The following is an 18,067-nucleotide window of genomic DNA, read 5'->3' as shown; positions in this document are numbered from 1 at the left end:
TTTCGCAGGTCCGGCGACAGGCTCGCCGGCAGAGAGTGCAGGACCGTCACTTCGCGGATTTCGTCACGTCCTTGTAGAAGGCGGACGAGACGGCGCCGCCGGTGGAGAAGCCCTTGACGTCCTTCTGCTCGCCGTCCTGCTCCTGCTGCTGGAACATCAGGACGAAGGGCGACTTCTCGTTGCCGATCCGCTGCATCTCCTCGTACATCTTGGCACGCTTCTCGGTGTCCTTCTCGACGACGGCCGCTTCCGCCATCGGCGTCGTCTCCTTGGCGGCGTAGGAATTGCGCCAGGACAGGTTGCCGGTCAGCTGCGCCGCGTCGGAATTGTCGGGGTTCTCGGCGAAGACCGAGGCGTTGGTGTTCGGATCGGGGTAGTCCGGGCCCCAGGCTTCCAGCGTCAGCTCAGCCTTGCGGGCGCGGTAGATCGACAGGACCTCGGAGCCGGTGGCCGGATGGATGTTCACCTTGATGCCGGCCTGGCCGAGCGTGTTCTGCAGCGACTGGGCGATCGCCAGCCGATCCTGCGCGTTGCGGACCAGAAGCTCGACCGAGAAGCCGTTGGGATAGCCGGCGTCGGCCAGCATCTTCTTGGCCTTTGCGACGTCGAGCTTGAACGGCTTGTCGTCGATCGCACCGAGGAAGCCGATCGGCAGGAACTGCTGGTTGATGACCACCTGGCCCTTCAGGAACGAGTTCGCCATGCCGTCATAGTCGACGAGGTACTTGATCGCCTGCATGACGCCCGGCGTCGCCAGCTCCTTCATCTTCTGGTTCCCGGCCAGGTAGAAGATGCGGCCGCGGGGCGAATCCTGGACCTTCAGCTTGTCGTTCGACTGGACCGCCTTGATGTCCTCCGGCGTCAGGTTGCGGGCGATGTCGATGTCGCCGCGCTCGAGCAGCAGGCGCTGGGTGGCGGGCTCGGGAACGTGCCGGACGTAGACGCGCTTCATCGCGGGCTTCGTCGGGTAGTTGGGGTCCGCCTCCATGATGACCGACTCGTTCGGCTTCCAGCCGCGCAGCACGAAGGGGCCGGCGCCGGCGGAATGGGTCTTCAGCCAGGCGTTGCCCATGTCGTCGCCGGAGGCGTGCTCCATCGCCAGCTTCTCGTCGACGATGCCGCCGACGTCGGCGGTCAGGGCGTTGTAGAGGAAGGAGGGCGCATAGGGCCGGTCGGTCGTGATCGTGACGCTATCGTCGCCGACCTGCTTGATGGTCTGGTCGACATTGTCCTTGGTCAGGCCGAACTGCGTGATGATGAAGGACGGCGTCTTGTCGAGCTTCACGATGCGGCGCAGCGACCAGACGACGTCCTCGGCGCGCACCGGATTGCCGGAGGCGAACTTGCGCGAGGTGTCGATCTTGAAGGTGAAGGTCTTGCCGTCGTCCGAGACGCTCCAGCTCTTGGCGAGGCCCGGAACCATCTTCAGCGTCTGCGGATCGAGTTCGACCAGCTTGTCGTAGACGTTGTTGATGACGTCGCCGCCGGAGAACTCGAAGCTCTCGGCCGGGTCGAGCGACTTCAGGTCGTCGATCGTGTTGGCGACGACCAGCGTGTCGGCCGGCGTTTCCGCCAGGGCGGGAGAAACAGACAGGGCGGCGGCGGAGACGAGCGCTCCCGCCGCGAGGATCTGGAACGTGCGCTTGGCGGAGAACGGCGGCTGATGACGCATGAGCTGTCCTTGTTGAGGGTGCCGGGACGGCTGTCCATCCTGACACGAGGCGGGGGTCCGACAAGGGAGGTTAAGGCATCGCCTGTTTGTTGAGCAAGCTCGAAATCGGCGCAGACGCAGTGGCCGGCGCGCGACGCCGTCTCCGCCGGGCGAGGGGCGGACACGGCGTACGGCCGAAGTGGTTGGATCGAGTCGGCGGTGGCGGGATCGCCGGACTGACGGGATTCCGGCTCAGGTCGCCTCTGAAGCTTTCGGGGCTCAAGGCGAGGAGGAAGCGGCCGTCGATGCCATGGCCGCTTCGTCCCTCGGACGACGCCAGGCGCACCGCAGCGACCGTCAGCCGTTCTTCGCATTGCGGCGGAGCCTGGCGATCTGCGCCACCGCCTCCTCCGGCGGACCGTGCGGACGATGGCGCGCGGGGACCCCACCCCTGCCTTCCTTGCTGTCGATTCTGTCGCCGAGCGCGCCGACGAAGCCGGGTTCGTCGTAGGTCAAGGCGCCCGCGCGCAATCGGAAAGCTTGTTCTGAACGTGTGACGCCAGTCGCTGCCCAATCCTTGCGCACTTTGCCGCCCTGCCTAGCACGCTTGACTCCTCCATTTCCGCTGATACGCTCCCTCCCGACATACCGGCCCTGACCGCCGGACGGCATTCGCGCCCCGTATGAGCGACCGCAGAGCGGTCCGTTCTGCGGGGCGTTTTGTTTCGGGACCCTGTTCGAGGCATCGGCGACGTGAAGCAGCCCATCCGCATCGGCATCCTCTATTCGCGCTCGGGGAACTACCAGCTGCTCTCCGACGCCTGCCATGCCGGCGCGATGACGGGCATCGCGGCGGTGAATGCCGATCCGGCGTCGCGCGTCGAACTCGTCCCGGTGGAGCGCGATCCGGAGGGGCAGATCGACCGCTACGCCCCGCTCTGCGAGGAGATCGTGCGGGCCGGCGCGCGCCATGTCGTCGGGTGCGTCACCTCCTGGAGCCGCAAGGAGGTGATCCCGGTCCTCGAAAAGACCGGCGCGACGCTCTGGTATGCCTGCCCCTATGAGGGGTTCGAGGCGAACGAGCATGTCGTCTACATGCACGCATCCCCGAACCAGCACCTCGTGCCGCTCTTTGCTCATGTCCTGCCGCGCTACGGCCGCAACGCCTATCTCGTCGGCTCGAACTACATCTGGGGCTGGGAGACCAACCGCGTCGCCCGCGACCTCGTGCAGGATGCCGGCGGGCAGGTTCTCGGCGAGCGCTACCTGCCGCTCGGGGACACCGACGTTTCTCGCCTGGTCGCCGAGATTCGCGCGGTGCGGCCGAGCTTCGTCCTCAACCACCTGATCGGCCCGTCCTCCTACGCCTTCCTCGCCGCCTTGGGGGAGATGGCGAAGGAGGATACTGCCTTTGCGCCGGAGCGCTGCCCGGTGCTCTCCTGCAATCTGACGGAAATCGAGCTGCCGGCAATCGGCGCGGCGGGCGAGGGGCAGATCGCCGTCGGCCCGTGGTTCCTCGATGCTGGCGAACCCTGGCCGTGGCCGGCGCCCTCAGGCCTCGCAGCGGGCGCGGCGCCGGTCCCGGCGGAGCCGTCCTCCTTCTTCGTCGCGGCCTATTCCTCCGTGCTGGTGCTGGCGGACCTGCTGAACCACGGCCAGCAGGCGGGGGCGGTCGCCGCGGATGCGCCGCTCGCCTTCGCCGACCGTAGCTTCGCGACACCCTTCGGCGAGATCGCCATCGACCCGCAGACCCAGCATGCCAGCCTGCCGGTGAAGATCGGCCGGGTGCGCGGCGGGCGCTTCGAGATCGTCGAGTCGTCCGAGGGACGGGTCGATCCGGACCCCTATCTCTCGCGCTACGACCCCGTCCGCGTCTTCGGCCGGCCGAACCTTCGGGCCGTGTCATGACCCGGCGCGCTCGTATCCCCAATCTCGGCGGCGCCAGGGCCTTCATCCTGCACCGCCCGCACCAGACGACCGCGGCACTCGCTCGGCAACTCGCGGCGATCGGCCTGACCGCGGTCGAATGCTGGCCGGAACTGCCGGCTGAAGCGCTCGGTGCCGACTTCGTCTTCTTCGACGCCGACATGGGCCATGACGGGCAGTTCCCCTGGCGCCCGGGCGAGGCGCCGATGCCGCTGATCGCGCTGATCGGCTCGGAGGCGCCCGGCCGCATCGAGTGGGCGCTCTCCCAGGGCGCCGACAGCCACCTCGTCAAGCCGGTCGGCAATTCGGGCATCTATTCCGCGCTCCTGATCGCCCGCCAGGGCTTCGAGGCGCGGCGGAGCCTTGCGGCCGAGGTCGCGGCGCTGAAGGCGCGGGTCGGCGAGCGCCAGACCATCGTCAGGGCGGTCGTCGCCCTCGTCGCCGAAGGCGTCGACGAGGACCGCGCCTATGCGCAGCTGCGGGCGCTGGCGATGAGCTGGCAGGTGACGATGGAGGAGGCCGCGCGTCAGATGCTGGCGCTCGGCCGGCCGGGATCGGCGCCGGGCGCAGGCAAGGGGAGCGCAGAGCAGGACAGGGAAGGGGGCCGAGATGAGCGATCAGCTCGCCGCTGAAGTCGTCGCCGGGGCGCCGTCCGCGCCCGCGAAACCGAAGCGCCGCCGCGGCGTCTTCGGCCAGCTCCTCCGCCGGCCGCTGGCCCTCATCGGCCTTGCGATCATCCTCGTCACCGTCTGCGGCGCGATCTTCGCGCCGTATCTGACCCCCTTCGACCCGAACGACCAGATGTTCGACGGGCTGACGCTGGAGGGTGCGCCGATGCCGCCGGGGGCTAAGTTCCTGCTCGGCACGGACCTTCTCGGCCGGGACCTTCTGACCCGCATCCTCTACGGGGCGCGCACCTCCCTCATCATCGGCATCGTCGCCAATGGCGTCGCGCTCGTCATCGGCTCGCTGGTCGGCATCACCGCCGGCTTCTTCCGCGGCTGGATCGGCACGGTGCTGATGCGCTTTACCGACCTGATGATGGCCTTTCCCGCGCTGCTCCTCGCCATCTGCCTCGCGGCCGTGCTCTCGCCCAGCCTCTGGATCGTCGCGCTCGTCATCGCGCTGGTGAACTGGGTGCAGACGGCGCGGGTGATCTACACCGAGACCTCCTCGCTCTCGCGGCGCGAATTCGTCGAGGCGGAGCGCTCGATCGGCGCCTCGACGCCGCGCATCCTCTTCCGCCACATCCTGCCGCATCTCCTGCCGACGATCATCGTCTGGGGCACGCTCGGCATCTCGACGACGGTGCTGCTCGAGGCGACGCTCTCCTATCTCGGCGTCGGCGTGCAGCCACCGACCGCCTCCTGGGGCAACATCATCTTCGAGAACCAGACCTACTTCCAGGCCGCGCCCTGGCTGGTCTTCTTCCCCGGCGCCGCGATCCTCGCGCTGGCGCTGGCCTTCAACCTCGTCGGCGACGCGATGCGCGACATCCTCGATCCGACGCAGCGGGGGAGGGTCTGACATGTTCGCCTATCTGACCCGCCGCCTCCTGCAGGCGGTGCTCATCCTCTTCGGCGTCTCGCTGATCACCTTCGGCCTGCTCTACGTCCTGCCGGCCGATCCGGTGCGCCAGATCGCCGGACGCGCCGCGACGGCAGAGACGGTCGCCAACATCCGCCACCAGCTCGGCCTCGACCAGCCCTTCATCGTCCAATACGGGCGCTATCTGCTGGGGCTTCTGCACGGCGATCTCGGCCGCTCCTACCTCCAGCGCACCGATGTCGCGACGCTGATCGCCGCGCGGCTGCCGGCGAGCCTCCTCCTGATGGTCGGGGCGATCACCTGCGAGCTGATCTTCGGCCTGACCATGGGGCTCGTCGCCGCGCTGAAGCGCGGCACGGCGGTCGACCAGGCGCTGATGGTCGGCTCCTTCGTCGGCGTCTCGGCGCCGCAGTTCGTGGTCGGCCTCCTGCTCCTCTACATCTTCGCCGTCCGCCTCTCCTGGTTCCCGATCGGCGGCTACGGCTCCTTCTCCCACCTCGTCCTGCCCTCGGTGACGCTCGGCATCCTCGGTGCCGGCTGGTACTCGCGGATGATGCGCTCCTCGATGGTGGATGTCCTGCGCCAGGACTTCATCCGAACCGCGCGGGCCAAGGGCCTCGGGCGCGCCACCGTCCTCTTCCGCCACGCGCTGCCGAACGCGATCCTGCCGGTGATCGCGATGATCGGCATCGACATCGGCATGTTCATGTCGGGCATCGTCGTCGTCGAGAGCGTGTTCGGCTGGCCGGGCATCGGCCAGCTCGCCTGGCAGGCGATCCAGCGCGTCGACATCCCGATCATCATGGGCGTCACGCTGGTCTCGGCCTGCGCCATCGTCCTCGGCAACCTCCTCGCCGACCTCGTCACCCCGTTCATCGACCCCCGGATCAAGCTCCAGTAGAAGAAGGATTGTCGCGCATGAAAGCATTCCTCGCCTCGACCGTCGCCGCCTCGGCGCTGACGCTTGCGCTTCTCGCCGCTCCGCCCGCTTTCGCGCAGGGCGCCAAGGCCGCGGCCGGCACGCAGGATACCGGCGGCTACACCCGCGACCCGAACGCCAAGGAGGGCGGCTCGATCGTCGTCACCTACAAGGACGACGTCTCGACCCTCGATCCGGCGATCGGCTACGACTGGCAGAACTGGTCGATGATCAAGAGCCTGTTCGACCGGCTGATGGACTATGTGCCCGGCACGACCACGCTGCGCCCCTCGCTCGCGACGAGCTACGACATCTCGCCGGACGGCAAGACCTACACCTTCCACCTGCGCAAGGGCGTGAAGTTCTGGAACGGCCGGGAGTTGACGGCCGACGACGTGAAATACTCGCTCGACCGCGTCACCAATCCGAAGACGCAGTCGCCCGGCGCCGGCTTCTTCCGTTCGATCGACGGCTACCAGGCGGTGACCGACGGCAAGGCCGACCACCTGTCCGGCATCACCGTCGTCGACCCCTATACGATCAAGATCGCGCTCTCGCGTCCCGATGCGACGTTCCTGCAGGTGATGGCGCTGAACTTCGCCTCCGTCGTGCCGAAGGAGGCGGTCGCGAAGGCCGGCCAGGATTTCGGCCATCATCCCGTCGGCAGCGGCGCCTTCAAGCTGGCCGACTGGACGATCGGCCAGCAGCTGGTGTTCGAGAAGAACAAGGACTATTGGCGGAACGGCATCCCCTATCTCGACAAGATCACCTTCGAGGTCGGCCAGGAGCCGATCGTGGCGCTGCTGCGCCTGCAGAAGGGCGAGATCGACATCCCCGGCGACGGCATCCCGCCCGCGAAGTTCCGCGAGGTGATGGGCGATCCGGCGCAGAAGGCCCGCGTCGTCCAGGGCAATCAGCTGCAGACCGGCTACATCACCATGAACGTGACGATGAAGCCCTTCGACAAGAAGGAGGTGCGCCAGGCCATCAACATGGCGATCAACAAGGACCGCATCGTCCAGATGATCAACAACCGCGCGGTGCCGGCGAACCAGCCGCTGCCGCCGGACATGCCGGGCTACGACAAGAGCTTCACCGGCTACAAGTACGACCCGGCGAAGGCGAAGAAGATGCTCGCCGACGCCGGCTATCCCGACGGGTTCAAGACCGAGCTCTACGTCATGAACACCGATCCGAACCCGCGCATCGCCCAGGCGATCCAGCAGGACCTCTCGGAGATCGGCGTCAAGGCCGACATCAAGTCTCTGGCTCAGGCGAACGTCATCGCTGCCGGCGGCGCCAAGGACCAGGCGCCGATGATCTGGTCGGGCGGTATGGCCTGGATCGCCGACTTCCCGGACCCGTCCGACTTCTACGGACCGATTCTGGGCTGCGAGGGCGCGGTGCCGGGCGGCTGGAACTGGTCCTGGTACTGCAACAAGGACCTCGACAAGGAGGCCCAGAAGGCCGACGCCATGGTCAAGCCGGACCAGCAGCAGGCGCGCGACAAGATGTGGAGCGACATCTACGACAAGGTCATGGAAGACGCGCCCTGGGTGCCGGTGTTCAACGAGAAGCGCTACACCATGAAGTCGAAGCGCATGGGCGGTGCCGACGATCTCTATGTCGATCCCGTCCATATCCCGATCAACTACGACTATGTGTACGTGACCGATGTGCAGTAACTGCGACTACACCATCCATGGGCGCCATCACCACTTCGGCTGGGACAACTCGTTCCAGCCGGTGGAGCGGGTCGCGCCGGGCTCGACCGTGCAGTTCGAGTGCATGGACTCCTCCGCCGGCCAGCTGACCAGGGACTCCACCGTTGCCGATGTCGCGGCGATGGACTTCGGCAAGATCAACCCGGTGACCGGGCCGATCTACATCGACGGCGCCGAGCCCGGCGACGCGCTGAAGGTGACGATCGAGAGCTTCCAGCCGTCCGGCTTCGGCTGGACGGCGAACATCCCGGGCTTCGGGCTCCTCGCCGACGACTTCAAGGAGCCGGCGCTGACCGTCTGGAAGTATGACCCGGACAGCCTCGCGCCGGCCCTGTTCGGCAAGGAAGGCAAGGTGCCGCTGAAGCCCTTCTGCGGCACGATCGGCGTGGCGCCGGCAGAGTCCGGCCTCCATTCGGTGGTGCCGCCGCGCCGGGTCGGCGGCAATCTCGACATCCGCGATCTCTCCGCCGGCACGGTGCTCTACCTGCCGGTGGAGGTTCCGGGCGCCTTGTTCTCGGTCGGCGACACCCATGCGGCGCAGGGCGACGGCGAGGTCTGCGGCACGGCGATCGAGAGCCCGATGAACACCGTGCTCACCTTCGATCTCGTCAAGCAGGCGAACCTGAAGATGCCGCGCTTCACCACCGCCGGGCCGGTGACGCGCCATCTCGACGCCAAGGGCTATGAGGTGACGACCGGCATCGGGCCGGACCTGGTGACCGGGGCGAAGGAGGCCGTCGCGCAGATGGTCGACCTCCTCGCCGGCCGCTACGGGATGGACCCGGTCGACGCCTACATGCTGGTCTCGACCTGCGGCGACCTCCGGATCTCTGAGATCGTCGACATGCCGAACTGGGTGGTGTCGTTCTACTTCCCGCGTTGCGTCTTCGAATGACGAGGCGAGTGCTGCTGAAGCGGGGGCGCTTTGCGGCGCCCCCCTCTGTCCTGCCGGACATCTCCCCCGCAAGGGGGGAGATCACGCGCGTTTATGGAACTGCCAGTCCTGAACCGCCAAGACAGACGCGCGGCGCCGGCGACTGGCTGATCTCCCCCCTTGCGGAGGAGATCGGCGGCAGCCCAGAGGGGTGCGCGAAGGGCGCCGACCTGCCGTGACCGAACCCGCCATGCATCCCAACAAACCAGCCGCACGTCCGCAAGACCAAGACCCCGTCCTGACCGTCGACGGCCTCACCGTCGTCGTCGGCGGGGAGGACGGCCCGCGCCCAGTCGTCTCCGACCTCTCCTTCACCCTCGCGCGCGGTGAGACGCTGTGCATCGCCGGCGAATCCGGCTCCGGTAAGTCGATGACGTCGCTGGCGATCATGGGCCTTCTGCCGCGGCCGGGCGCGAAGGTCGGCGGCGGGCGCATCAGCCTCGGCGGAACCGACCTCACGGCGCTGTCCGAAGGCGAGATGCGGCAGATCCGCGGCAAGCGCGTCGCGATGATCTTCCAGGAGCCGATGACTTCGCTGAACCCGGTGCTGACCATCGGCCGGCAGCTCACCGAAGCCATCATGGCGCACGAGCCGGTAGGCCGCGGCGAGGCGCGGAAACGCGCGATCGCGGCGTTGGATGCCGTGCGTATCCCCGAAGCCGCTTCCCGTATGGGCCAGCACCCGCACGAACTCTCCGGCGGCATGCGCCAGCGCGTGATGATCGCGATGGCGCTGGCGCTGAAGCCGGACGTGCTGATCGCCGACGAGCCGACGACGGCGCTCGACGTAACCGTCCAGGGCGAGGTGCTGGAGCTCTTGCGCGACCTGCAGCGCGATCTCGGCACGGCGGTCATCCTGATCACCCACGACATGGGCGTCGTCGCCGAGATGGCGGACCGCGTCATCGTGATGCGCCACGGCCGCAGCGTCGAGAGCGGCGCGGCGGCGGACATCTTCGCCAATCCGCGCGAGGCCTATACGCGCGAGCTCCTCGCGGCCGTGCCGCGCATCGGTGCGGGCGCCGGCCGTGTCGAAACGCGCGTCCGGACGGCGGAAGCCGCCGAGGCCGCGCGGTCGGTTCCGGTCGTCGAGGTGAGCGATCTCGCGGTGCGGTTCGACCTGCACGGTGGCTTCTTCGGCCGGGTCGACCGGCGCGTCCATGCGGTGGAGGGCGTCAGCTTCTCCGTCGGCGACCGCGAAACGCTGTCCCTCGTCGGCGAGAGCGGCTGCGGCAAGTCGACCACGGCCAAGGCGATCGCCGGCTTGGTGCCCTACGAAGGCGACATCGTCGTCGGCGGGCGCAACATGGCCGGCCTTCCCAAGAAGGATGCGAAGGCGCTGCGCCGCGACGTGCAGATGATCTTCCAGGATCCCTACGCCTCGCTCGACCCGCGCATGAGCGTCGGCGATCTCGTCGCCGAGCCGATGCTGATTCATGGGATCGCGTCGGGCAACGAGCGCCGCGAGCGCGTCGCCGGCCTGTTCGAGCGCGTCGGCCTGTCGCCCGACGACGCAAGCAAGTATCCGCACGAATTCTCCGGCGGCCAGCGCCAGCGCATCTGCATCGCCCGGGCCCTGGCGCTGCGGCCGAAGCTGATCATCGCCGACGAGAGCGTTTCGGCGCTGGACGTGTCCGTGCAGGCGCGGGTCCTCGAACTCCTGCGCGAGTTGCAGGCCGAGTTCGGCATCGCCTTCCTGTTCATCTCGCACGACATGGCGGTGGTCGAGAACATCTCGGATCGCGTCGCGGTGATGTATCTCGGCCAGATCGTCGAAATGGGCACCCGCGACCAGATCTTCTCGAACCCGCAGCACCCCTATACGCAGCGGCTGATCGCGGCGGTGCCGGTGCCCGACCCGGCGAAGAAGCGCCATACCTTCCCCCGGCTCGACCGCGACATTCCGAGCCCCGTGCGCAAGCTCGGCGACGCGCCGGAGCGTCTGACACTCGCCGACGTCGGAGAGGGGCATCTCGTCGCCGCCTGAGGCGGAAGATCTTGAGGGAGAGCGCGGCTCCGCCTCGGAACCGCCCCGCTTCACGCTCCGTCCGACATTGCGGCGCAGCGCAGAACGATCTTGGCACGGCGCCGCGGCGGCTATGACGGCTATGGCGCACCGAATGGGCAAGTTCCCGATCGCGGCGCAGACGCGCAGCCTTCGGCCGGAGGGCATGCCGGAGCGGTGAGCGGGAAGCCGGCCGGGTCGAGCGGCTTCAGGCCGAGCCTCTCCGGACGATCTGGTAGCCGAGGTTGATGACCGCGTCCTTCCGAGGCTCGCCGGCAAGGCGGGCGATGAGGGCGCTTGCCGCCCGCCGTCCGAGTTCGGTCCGGTCCACCGAAACCGTCGTCAGCGCCGGCTCGGTGTACGGGGCGAAATCCTGATCGCCGAAGCCGATCACCGCTACTTGCCCGGGGACGGCGATCCCGCGGACGTGGAGTTCGATCAGCGCCCCATGGGCGAGGAGGTCCGAGCTGCAGAAGACGGCTCCGGTCGTGAAGTCCCCGCTCTCGATGAGGGTGGCAAGAGCGCGGCGTCCCTCGGCGAGGCTCGCCGGGCCCGGAAGTTCGACGGTCGTCACCGTCCGCCCCGCCCGAGCCTCGAACTGTTCGGTGAAGGCGCGGGCGCGGCGCCGCGCCCGCTCGTCGGCGGCCGTCACGGTGGCGGCGACCGAGTAGCCGCTCTCGACCGCGAAGTCGGCGACGCGGCGGCCGGCTTCCGAATGCGAGAAGCCGACGCACATGTCGATCGGGGTGTCGGTGATGTCCCAGACCTCCACGACCGGGATCCCGGCCCCGAGCAGTTGGTGGCGCGCCTTCGCCGTGTGATGGATCCCGGTCAGAAGAATGGCGTCCGGGCGGCGCGACAGATGGGCGGCGATCAGCGCCTCCTCCTCCACCGGATCGAAGCCCGTCTCCGAGAGGAGGATCTGGTAGCCCTGCGCGCGCATCCCTTCAATGAACGACTTCACCAGCGACGAGTAGACGACATTGGTGATGGAGGGCACGAGAGCGGTGACCAGCCGGCTGCGGCTGGAGGCGAGGGCGCCGGCCACCGCATTCGGCACATAGCCCGTGGTGGCGATGGCCTCCTCGATGCGGCGCAGCGTCTCCGCGGAGACCTTGGAGGGATCGTTCAGCGCCCGCGAAACGGTGACCTGCGAGACGCCGGCGAGCCGGCCGACCGCCTCCATGGTGACGCCGCCGCCGGTCGGTCGGTTGCGCCGGGTGCGCGGCTCGGCCGCACCTGCGGTTCCGCTTTGCTCTGCCGCGCCGTCGCGGTCCATCCGATCCTCCAGTTGCCCCCGGACTAGGTGACGGTCGGATCCTGCCGGGCGGCCGCGGCCTCCCGGGCGGCGTTGCGCCGCGACAGGAAGATCGAACCCGCTACCGATCCGATGATCAGCACCCATAGCACGACGGCGATCCAGCTCTTGGTGAAAAAGATGGTCAGATCGCCGAACGACTCCAGGCTCTTGACGAAGTAGACCTCGGCATTCGGCCCGAGGATGAAGCCGATGACGAAGGGCGCGATCTCCAGCCGCAGCTTGATGGCGAGCCAGCCGAAGACGCCGAAGATCAGCAGCGTCCAAACGTCGAACATGATGCCGTAGTTGATCGTGTAGGCGCCGACCACGCACATCATCAGGATGATCGGGAACAGGATCTGCTTCGGCACGGTCACGATGCGCGCCACGTGGCGGATCGCCAGGTACATCACGGCGAACATGACGAGGTTGGCGATGAGCATGGCGACGATCATCGCGTTCCAGGTCGCCGGATTGTTGCCGATGAACAGCGGGCCGACCTGGACGCCCTGCAGCGCGAAGGCGCCGATCAGCAGCGCGGTGGTCGAATCCCCGGGGATGCCGAGGGACAGAAGCGGCACCAGCGCGCCGCCGGTCAGGCCGTTATTGCCGGATTCCGAAGCGATGATGCCGGCCGGCTCGCCCTTGCCGAAGGTCTCGGGGTGGCGGGAGAAGGTCTTGGCGTTGGAATAGGCGAGGATCGAGGCGGCCGAGCCGCCGACGCCGGGCAGGATGCCGACGAAGGTGCCGATCAGCGACGAGCGGATGAGGTTCACCGTCTGGCCGGCGAACATGGAGAAGGAGAAGGCCGAGGACTTGCCGACCTTCACGTCCGATGCCTTCTGCCCCTCGGGAATGCCCCGCTCGGCGTCGTCGAGGATCGCGGCGAGGCCGAAGAGGCCGATCAGCACCGGCAGCAGCGAGAAGCCGGAATCGAGGATGTTCTCCATGCCGGGCGGGATCAGCCGGTATTCGCCGTTGCCGCCGACGTCGACGGAATAGGTGCCGACGAGGCTGACGAGGATGCCGAGGAAGCCGGAGAAGATGCCGATCAGCATGTCGCTGCTCAGCGCCGCCATCACGGTGAGCGCGAAGAGGATGATCAGGAACTTCTCGACATAGGAGAACTCGATGGCGAAGTTCGCCAGCGGCGGGGCGAAGAGATAGAGCACCAGGAGGCTGATCAGCCCGCCCACCAGCGAGGAGATGATGCCGAGCCTCAGCGCCGCCTCGCCTTCCCCCTTCAGGCACATCGGGTAGCCGTCGAAGCAGGTCGTGATGGAGGAGGGGGTGCCGGGAATGCCGAGCAGGATCGCCGGTACGAGGCCGCCGGAAATGCCGCCGACGTAGAGGCCGAGCAGCAGCGCCAGGCCGTTGTTCAGGCCCAGCGAATAGGTGAGGGGCAGGCAGACGGCGACGGCCATGGTGGCGGTCATGCCGGGCACCGCGCCGAAGACGATGCCGATCACCGTGCCGGCGACGATCAGGCCGAGAAAGAGCGGCGTGACGATGCTGAGGAGGTCCATGAAGGTCGCCTTCGATCAGGGCAGCGTGAGCAGGAAGACGTCGGTGAACAGCCACCAGGTGAGCGTCGGCGCGACCAGCGCCATCACCGCGACCGGAAGGACGGTGCGCGCCGTGCGGTGGTGCAGGTAGAGGACGCCGATGGCGAAGACGTAGGGGATCGAGCAGAAGAGGAAGCCGAAGCCGAGATTGGGGAACTGGTAGCCGACCGGCTCCATCGCCCAGAAGTAGACGAGCGTGAGGACGAGCGTTCCGAGGAAGCGCATCTTGTCCATCTCGCCGAGGATCCCGGCCCAGTAGCGGCCGCAGCCGGCGATGCGGCGGTGATCCCGGATCAGGATCGCGAGCGCGAGGACCGCGAGGATCGAACCGATGACCTCCGGGAAGATCAGGTGCGAGCGCGAGAAGTCGACGGTGACGTGCGTGAGGTCGCCCATAGCCGGTACATCCAGGGTGAGGAGGAGGCCGGCCGGCCGAAAGGCAGAGGGCGGCCGGCCCAAAAAGGCGGGAAGCGTGCGGCCGGGTTCGGCCGCCGCTCAGCCGGACAGGCCTATTTGGAGGCCTGCGTGCTGCGGATGTCGGCGATCACCTGGCTGTAGGTGTCGTTCTTCTTCTTCAGATGCGCCAGCGCTTCGTCGGAGGGACGGAAGTCGGGAATGAAGAAGGCCTTCTTCAGCTCGGCCTGGAGCTTGCCGTCCTTGTAGACGGCGGCCAGCGCATCGTCGATCTGCTTGACGATGCCGGCGTCCATCTTTTTGTTGTAGATGAAGAAGAATTCCTTGTCGAAGGTGAAGTTCTCGCCGTTCTTGAGCGGGACGCTGACCTTGGGCGCGGCATATTTCAGCATGTCGTCGCGCGTCAGCTTGCCCATCCCGGCCTCGGGAGCCTGGCTGAGCGCCTCCGGGCTCGCGGTGATCCAGATGAACTGCATGGCCTTCTGGTCGGATGCGGGCAGTTCGGCGAACTGCTCGTTGGCCTGGATCGAGCCGTTGATGACGTCGGCGAGGTTGTTCCAGAGCGCTTGGTTCTTGCTGGACTGCGAGCCGGTGTTGACGGCGACGAGGTTCGCGTCGGAGCCGGGCTTGGCGAGGCGGGCCGCGTTCTTCATCGCGGAGAAGCCGATCTCCGAGACGCCGCCCGGCTGGATCGCGACGCGCACCTTGGTGCCGTTCTCCGCCGCCTTCAGCACGTCGTCGACGGTCTTGTACTTGCTGCCCTTCTTCACGAGGTAGGCGTTGCCGGGATTGATCGCGACCGTCGGCCCGATCTTGTAGGCCTTGAAGATGTCCTGGTAGCCGCGCTGGCCGTAGAGATTGCCGAGATAGGACTGGTCGTGGTGCAGCATGATGGTGGTGCCGCGCGCATCGCGGCCGACCGCCTTGAAGGCCTCGTTGGGGCCGACGGCATCCACCTTGATGTTGATGCCGAGCTTCTTGGCGAGGGCGTCGGCCACCATCGAGGCGGCTTGATAGGTGTCGCCGCCCGTCGAATTCGAGCCGATCACCAGGCGCACATTGCCCGGCAGCTCGGCTGACATGGCCGCGAACGGGGTCGAGGCGAAAGCGACCGCGCCGAGCGCCGCCACGATGAATCTGCGGGTGAATGTCATGGAACTCCTCCTTCTGACGATGGCGGCACTCCGCCCCTGAAGCCGCAGCCTTTCCTCCCAGGCGATGCGACAGCGATGAATGCGCATACAATGCCTGACATGCTCGTGTGGCGCCTGTCAAGGCGGGTAATGCGAGCCCAACACGGCTGTTGCCATGTGGGAGTCATGGATTGACAGGGAATCATGTTAGCGCATACATCCGATGAGCTTTTGGAATGGGAGGTTGCATGCGGCAGCAAAGGCGAAGGATTGCAGCGGAAGAGCTCCGCTCGGCGCGCTGGTTCGCACCGGACGATCTGCGCAGCTTCGGCCACCGCTCGCGGATGATGCAGCTCGGCTATGCGGAGGAGGAATTCCTCGGCAAGCCGATCATCGGCATCCTGAACACCTGGTCGGAGCTGAACTCCTGCCACGGCCATTTCCCGGAGAGGGTCGAGAACGTGCGCCGTGGCGTGCTGGCCGCCGGCGGCTTCCCCGTCGAGATGCCGGCGCTGTCGGTCGACGAGAGCTTCACCAAGCCGACCTCCATGCTCTACCGCAATCTCCTGGCGATGGAGACGGAGGAGATCATCCGCTCGCATCCGCTGGACGGCGTGGTGCTGCTCGGCGGCTGTGACAAGACGACGCCCGGCCTCGTCATGGGGGCGATCACCGCCGGCGTGCCGATGATCTTCCTGCCGGCCGGGCCGATGCTGCGCGGCCATTATGCGGGGCGCGTCCTCGGTTCGGGCTCGGACGCCTGGAAGTACTGGGACGAGCGCCGCGCCGGCAATGTCACCGACGAGGAATGGCTCGGCATCCAGGGCGGCATCGCCCGCTCGGTCGGCACCTGCATGACCATGGGCACCGCCTCCACCATGACCGCGATCACCGACGCGCTCGGGTTGACGCTTCCCGGGGCCTCGTCGATCCCGGCGGCCGATTCCGGTCATCAGCGCATGGCCGCCGAATGCGGCCGGCGGATCGTCGAGATGGTCTGGGAGGACCTGAAGCCGGAGACGATCCTCACCGAAGCCGCGTTCCAGAACGCCGCGAAGGTCGCCATGGCGACCGGCTGCTCGACCAATGCCGTCGTCCACCTGATCGCGATGGCGCGGCGGGCCGGCGTCGATCTCACGCTCGATCATCTCGATGCGCTCGGCCGCACCACGCCGCTGATCGCCAACGTCCGCCCGTCCGGCAAGGACTACCTGATGGAGGACTTCTTCTACGCTGGCGGCCTCCGGGCGCTGATGAAGCAGATGGAGGCAATGCTCGACACCGCGGCGCTGACCGTGACCGGCCAATCGCTCGGCGAGAACCTCGAAGGCGCCAGGGTCTATAACGACGACGTCATCCGGCCGCTGTCGAACCCGGTCTATGCCGAGGGCTCGCTGGCGCTGTTGCGCGGCAATCTCTGCCCCGACGGCGCCGTCATCAAGCCGGCGGCCTGCGATCCGAAGTTCCACGTCCATGAGGGGCCGGCGCTGGTCTTCGACAGCTATCCGGAGATGAAGAAGGCGGTCGACGACGAGACTCTCGACGTGACGCCCGACCATGTCCTCGTGCTGCGCAATGCCGGTCCGCTCGGCGGCCCGGGCTTTCCCGAATGGGGCATGCTGCCGATCCCCAAGGCGCTCATCAAGAAAGGGCACCGCGACATGCTGCGCATCTCCGACGCGCGCATGTCCGGCACGTCCTATGGCGCCTGCGTCCTGCACGTCGCGCCGGAGGGCTATGTCGGCGGGCCGCTGGCACTCTTGAAGACCGGCGACATCGTCCGGCTCGATCTGCCCAACCGCCGGCTCGACATGCTGGTGGACGAGGCGGAGCTGGCGCGCCGCCGGGCCGAATGGCAGGCGCCGGAACCGCGCTTCGAACGCGGCTGGGGCTACATGTTCTCCCGCCACGTCACCCAGGCGGACAAGGGCTGCGACTTCGACTTCCTGGAGCGGGGCTTCGGCCGCGCCGCGGGCGAGCCCGACATCTTCTGACGCCGACCAGACGGCCCAACCGGGAGGTTCACACCATGGCGCACGATCTCGACGCCGCTCTCACCGGCATTTCCGGCATTCTCGTCACCCCCTACGACGGGGAAGGCGACATCGCGCCCGGCCGCCTCTCGCCGATCATCGATCGGGTGGTGGAAGCCGGCGTGCACATGCCGGTGGTGAACGGCAATACCGGCGAATTCTACGCCCTCACCACCGATGAAGCCTGCACCATGGTGCGCGAGGTGGTGGGCATGGTCGCGGACCGCCGGCCGGTGCTGGCCGGCATCGGTCGCGGCATCCGCGACGCCTGCCGGCTCGCCCGCGCCTCGGCCGACGCCGGGGCGGCGGCGCTGATGATCCACCAGCCGCCGGACCCGTTCGTGGCGCCGCGCGGCATCGTCGACTACGTCAGGGCGGTGAGCGACGCCTCCGGCGGCCTGCCGATCATGCTCTATCTGCGCAACGACGCGATCGGCACGCACGGCATTGCCGAACTCTGCGCGCTGCCGGGGGTGAAGGGCGTCAAATGGGCAACGCCGAATCCGATGAACCTCGCCAAGGCCATCGCGGCCTGCGGCCCGGACATCACCTGGGTCTGCGGCCTCGCCGAGGTGTGGGCGCCGCCGCTCTATGCCGTTGGGGCGCGGGGCTTCACCTCCGGCCTCATCAATGTCTGGCCGGAGCGGTCGGTGGCGATCCATGAAGCGCTGGACGCCGGCGACTATGCGCGGGCCCGCGACCTGATCGCCGGCATGCGGGCCTTCGAGGACATCCGCGCCGAGGAACTGAACGGCACCAACGTCACCGGCGTGAAGGCGGCGCTGCAGGCGCTCGGCCAGGACTGCGGCCCGACCCGGCCGCCGTCGGCCTGGCCTCTCACCGAGGCGCAGCAGGCCGCAATGCGGCAGTTCCTCGCCCGCAACGGCCTGATCTGACCGCCCGAAGCTTCGATAT

The 18,067-nt window shown here is 67.7% G+C and carries 15 protein-coding genes; 9 read left to right on the top strand and 6 right to left on the bottom strand.

Annotated features, from left to right (window positions below):
• Positions 1 to 46: 46 nt before the first annotated feature.
• Both AB5S17_RS14590 and AB5S17_RS14585 read right to left on the bottom strand, forming a co-directional pair.
• Positions 47 to 1,672 carry an ABC transporter substrate-binding protein gene (locus AB5S17_RS14590; protein WP_369240591.1) on the bottom strand — a complete coding sequence of 542 codons (1,626 nt, stop codon included), beginning with the start codon at positions 1,670 to 1,672 and terminating at the stop codon, positions 47 to 49.
• A gap of 336 nt (positions 1,673 to 2,008) precedes the next feature.
• The gene (locus AB5S17_RS14585) at positions 2,009 to 2,167 is read right to left on the bottom strand and encodes a hypothetical protein (RefSeq protein WP_369240589.1); all 159 of its coding nucleotides are present in this window, start codon (positions 2,165 to 2,167) and stop codon (positions 2,009 to 2,011) included.
• A 237-nt stretch (positions 2,168 to 2,404) separates the two neighbouring features.
• On the opposite strand from AB5S17_RS14585, the gene AB5S17_RS14580 reads away from it, so the two are divergent.
• The 7 genes from AB5S17_RS14580 (at position 2,405) to AB5S17_RS14550 (ending at position 10,689) form a co-directional block, all read left to right on the top strand.
• The gene (locus tag AB5S17_RS14580; protein WP_369240587.1) at positions 2,405 to 3,559 is read left to right on the top strand and encodes a transporter substrate-binding protein; all 1,155 of its coding nucleotides are present in this window, start codon (positions 2,405 to 2,407) and stop codon (positions 3,557 to 3,559) included.
• The gene (locus AB5S17_RS14575) at positions 3,556 to 4,209 is read left to right on the top strand and encodes an ANTAR domain-containing response regulator (protein WP_369240585.1); all 654 of its coding nucleotides are present in this window, start codon (positions 3,556 to 3,558) and stop codon (positions 4,207 to 4,209) included. The genes AB5S17_RS14580 and AB5S17_RS14575 overlap by 4 nt, the downstream gene beginning before the upstream one ends.
• Positions 4,187 to 5,104 (top strand): ABC transporter permease, encoded by a 918-nt coding sequence (locus tag AB5S17_RS14570; RefSeq protein WP_369240583.1) that lies wholly within the window; start codon positions 4,187 to 4,189, stop codon positions 5,102 to 5,104. Before AB5S17_RS14575 ends, AB5S17_RS14570 begins: the two co-directional genes overlap by 23 nt.
• A 1-nt stretch (position 5,105) precedes the next feature.
• Complete coding sequence (locus tag AB5S17_RS14565) at positions 5,106 to 6,026, top strand: ABC transporter permease (RefSeq protein ID WP_369240581.1); 921 nt, start codon at positions 5,106 to 5,108, stop codon at positions 6,024 to 6,026.
• Between the two features lie 17 nt (positions 6,027 to 6,043).
• Positions 6,044 to 7,729, top strand: a complete 1,686-nt coding sequence (locus tag AB5S17_RS14560) for an ABC transporter substrate-binding protein (protein ID WP_369240579.1) — start codon at positions 6,044 to 6,046, stop codon at positions 7,727 to 7,729.
• Positions 7,719 to 8,663, top strand: a complete 945-nt coding sequence (locus AB5S17_RS14555) for an acetamidase/formamidase family protein (protein ID WP_369240577.1) — start codon at positions 7,719 to 7,721, stop codon at positions 8,661 to 8,663. The genes AB5S17_RS14560 and AB5S17_RS14555 overlap by 11 nt, the downstream gene beginning before the upstream one ends.
• Positions 8,664 to 8,892: 229 nt before the next feature.
• Positions 8,893 to 10,689, top strand: coding sequence for an ABC transporter ATP-binding protein (locus AB5S17_RS14550; RefSeq protein WP_369240575.1), 1,797 nt, complete (start codon positions 8,893 to 8,895; stop codon positions 10,687 to 10,689).
• A 226-nt stretch (positions 10,690 to 10,915) separates the two neighbouring features.
• Here the strand turns inward: AB5S17_RS14550 and AB5S17_RS14545 are convergent, their stop codons facing one another.
• The 4 genes from AB5S17_RS14545 to AB5S17_RS14530 form a co-directional block, all read right to left on the bottom strand.
• Positions 10,916 to 11,986: a LacI family DNA-binding transcriptional regulator gene (locus AB5S17_RS14545; protein WP_369240573.1), complete on the bottom strand. Its 1,071-nt coding sequence runs from the start codon at positions 11,984 to 11,986 to the stop codon at positions 10,916 to 10,918.
• 23 nt (positions 11,987 to 12,009) lie between these two features.
• A complete protein-coding gene (locus tag AB5S17_RS14540; RefSeq protein ID WP_369240571.1) occupies positions 12,010 to 13,533 on the bottom strand; it encodes a tripartite tricarboxylate transporter permease in 1,524 nt (507 codons plus the stop codon).
• Between the two features lie 15 nt (positions 13,534 to 13,548).
• On the bottom strand, positions 13,549 to 13,968 hold the full coding sequence (locus tag AB5S17_RS14535; RefSeq protein ID WP_369240569.1) for a tripartite tricarboxylate transporter TctB family protein: 420 nt from the start codon (positions 13,966 to 13,968) through the stop codon (positions 13,549 to 13,551).
• Positions 13,969 to 14,081: 113 nt separating this feature from the next.
• Positions 14,082 to 15,140 carry an ABC transporter substrate-binding protein gene (locus AB5S17_RS14530; protein WP_369240567.1) on the bottom strand — a complete coding sequence of 353 codons (1,059 nt, stop codon included), beginning with the start codon at positions 15,138 to 15,140 and terminating at the stop codon, positions 14,082 to 14,084.
• A 248-nt stretch (positions 15,141 to 15,388) separates the two neighbouring features.
• On the opposite strand from AB5S17_RS14530, the gene araD reads away from it, so the two are divergent.
• Entirely contained in the window at positions 15,389 to 17,113 is a 1,725-nt protein-coding gene (araD, locus tag AB5S17_RS14525; RefSeq protein WP_369240849.1) for an L-arabinonate dehydratase, read from the top strand.
• A 35-nt stretch (positions 17,114 to 17,148) separates the two neighbouring features.
• Positions 17,149 to 18,048: a dihydrodipicolinate synthase family protein gene (locus AB5S17_RS14520; protein ID WP_369240565.1), complete on the top strand. Its 900-nt coding sequence runs from the start codon at positions 17,149 to 17,151 to the stop codon at positions 18,046 to 18,048.
• Positions 18,049 to 18,067: the final 19 nt, after the last annotated feature.

It is taken from the genome of Jiella sp. M17.18 (genome assembly GCF_041027365.1).
In the GTDB taxonomy this organism is placed as follows: Bacteria; Pseudomonadota; Alphaproteobacteria; order Rhizobiales; family Rhizobiaceae; genus VKMB-3413.
Note: the sequence above shows the minus strand (reverse complement) of the source record. Positions and strands in the feature narration are given on the sequence as shown.

Excerpts from the sequence above, each read along its gene's own strand:
- AB5S17_RS14535 (WP_369240569.1), bottom strand. The coding sequence starts at position 13,968 with ATGGGCGACCTCACGCACGTCACCGTCGACTTCTCGCGCTCGCACCTG.
- AB5S17_RS14550 (WP_369240575.1), top strand. The coding sequence starts at position 8,893 with ATGCATCCCAACAAACCAGCCGCACGTCCGCAAGACCAAGACCCCGTC.
- AB5S17_RS14555 (WP_369240577.1), top strand. The coding sequence starts at position 7,719 with ATGTGCAGTAACTGCGACTACACCATCCATGGGCGCCATCACCACTTC.
- AB5S17_RS14540 (WP_369240571.1), bottom strand. The coding sequence starts at position 13,533 with ATGGACCTCCTCAGCATCGTCACGCCGCTCTTTCTCGGCCTGATCGTC.
- AB5S17_RS14565 (WP_369240581.1), top strand. The coding sequence starts at position 5,106 with ATGTTCGCCTATCTGACCCGCCGCCTCCTGCAGGCGGTGCTCATCCTC.
- AB5S17_RS14570 (WP_369240583.1), top strand. The coding sequence starts at position 4,187 with ATGAGCGATCAGCTCGCCGCTGAAGTCGTCGCCGGGGCGCCGTCCGCG.
- AB5S17_RS14575 (WP_369240585.1), top strand. The coding sequence starts at position 3,556 with ATGACCCGGCGCGCTCGTATCCCCAATCTCGGCGGCGCCAGGGCCTTC.
- AB5S17_RS14560 (WP_369240579.1), top strand. The coding sequence starts at position 6,044 with ATGAAAGCATTCCTCGCCTCGACCGTCGCCGCCTCGGCGCTGACGCTT.
- AB5S17_RS14520 (WP_369240565.1), top strand. The coding sequence starts at position 17,149 with ATGGCGCACGATCTCGACGCCGCTCTCACCGGCATTTCCGGCATTCTC.
- AB5S17_RS14530 (WP_369240567.1), bottom strand. The coding sequence starts at position 15,140 with ATGACATTCACCCGCAGATTCATCGTGGCGGCGCTCGGCGCGGTCGCT.
- AB5S17_RS14590 (WP_369240591.1), bottom strand. The coding sequence starts at position 1,672 with ATGCGTCATCAGCCGCCGTTCTCCGCCAAGCGCACGTTCCAGATCCTC.
- AB5S17_RS14545 (WP_369240573.1), bottom strand. The coding sequence starts at position 11,986 with ATGGACCGCGACGGCGCGGCAGAGCAAAGCGGAACCGCAGGTGCGGCC.